The sequence below is a fragment of the Bradyrhizobium sp. 142 genome (assembly GCF_023074015.1).
Classification (GTDB): domain Bacteria; phylum Pseudomonadota; class Alphaproteobacteria; order Rhizobiales; family Xanthobacteraceae; genus Bradyrhizobium.
Genome location: NZ_JADPKQ010000217.1, coordinates 1 through 1,616, shown reverse-complemented (window position 1 = coordinate 1,616; position 1,616 = coordinate 1). Strand labels below are relative to the sequence as shown.

Here is a 1,616-nt window from a genome sequence, read left to right as displayed (position 1 = left end):
TGCTTCTACCTGGCCGCGTGACCACTTCTGCCGCAACACGATTGCGCCGCGCTGATCGTGGCCCACGATGTGGAACGAGTTCTTGCCGATATCGATGCCTATCACGGCGATCGCTGAGCTGAGTTTCTGAGACATGGCGTGCTCCTGTCTTGGGCGCCCCTTGCCAGCTTGTCGTGCTGGCAGGGCCGGAGCACGGCCGGACCATCCCATTAGCGGACGTGCAGGTCCACCAGCCGGACGATCGGCGACTGATCGCACTCTTGCTTATCGTGCGAGCATGTTAGTATGCATCCCCTAGGGCACGCTTGCCCGTGAGAGGACCTTGGATGTCCTTCCGGCAAATAGAGCGGCGCGCATTCATGGCGGTTCTTGGCAGCGCGGCTGCGTGCTGCTTTGCTGCGCGCACACAAGCTTTGAATAAGCCGCCCGTCATCGCTTTCATGAGCCTAGTCACTCCAGAGCGCAATGTACGCTTGATGGATGCGTTTATACAGGGACTTCGAGACCTCGATTTCGTTCAACATCGAGATTTTGAGCTTGCGCTGCGTTCGGCCGAAGGTCGATTGGATCGAGCCACGTCGCTCGCACAGGAGGTGATTGATTTGCGGCCGGATGTTATTCTGGCCACTGCTACTCCGGCGGTCGTATCCCTGTCAGGGCTAACCAAAACCATTCCGATTGTCTGCCCACTTCTGGCAGACCCCGTTCGTCTCGGTCTGATTGCCAGCATGTCGCATCCGGGAAGCAACGTGACCGGGGTCTTGTTCCGTACCGAGGGTCTGGTCGGCAAGCAGCTGGAACTTGCGCTGCAGTTGATTCCAGGTGCCCGCAGGATTGGATTTCTTGTGAACGTCGCCGGCGCAGTTGTCATTGACCGCGAAGAACTGGAGCGCACCAATCGGAATCTAGGTGTTGAACTGGAAACCATGGAGGTTCGTGTACCGGATGACATCAATGGGGCCTTTCAGGCGTTAGCGAGCAGCGGTGTTCAGGCTGTCGTTGTCCAGACCGACCCGATGTTCTTCAATGAGCGGGAGCGAATTTCCGCCCTTGCGGCCGCGATCCGATTGCCCGCGGTCTATGCTTTTCGAGACCATGTCGATGCCGGTGGACTCGTCAGCTATGGGGTCAATCTGGCTGAGTGCTTTCGCAGCGCAGCCGGTTACGTGGTAAGAATCCTAAAAGGATCAAGGCCCAGCGATTTGCCCGTCGAGTTTCCGACCAAACTAGAGTTGATAATCAATCTCAAAGCGGCCAAGGCCCTTGGAATAATGGTGCCGCCAATTCTCTTAGCGACGGCTGATGAAGCAATCGAATGATTCTTCTACATGTCGCCGATTGGCCCGTCCCGGACCAACTGGGCCGGCGTTGACAGATTCCTCCCGTAGTGGGTGCGGAAACAAAGCGAAGGTCCTTGGCGCGCCATAAGCGAGCGAGCCCGGGCGGGAATCAGCCATTGACAATAGATATCGTGTGTATTCTTATCATTAGTATTCTTATCTATTGAGAATCATGCACGAGCCTCGCTCTGGACGGACAGCAGCAAAGTCTCCAGTGCTTCCCTCGCATCGGGTGCCGGCTCACCTGGCCCGCCGCTTTCATCAAATTTGCCTTGG

Annotated in this window: 1 protein-coding gene and 1 pseudogene; one reads left to right on the top strand and one right to left on the bottom strand. The window is 56.9% G+C overall.

Annotated features, from left to right (window positions below):
• Window positions 1-135: pseudogene (locus IVA82_RS19975) on the bottom strand (IS110 family transposase); the annotation flags it as partial.
• Between the two features lie 191 nt (window positions 136-326).
• Between IVA82_RS19975 and IVA82_RS19970 the strand changes: the two are divergent.
• Window positions 327-1,319, top strand: a complete 993-nt coding sequence (locus IVA82_RS19970) for an ABC transporter substrate-binding protein (protein ID WP_247388094.1) — start codon at window positions 327-329, stop codon at window positions 1,317-1,319.
• Window positions 1,320-1,616 lie beyond the last annotated feature (297 nt).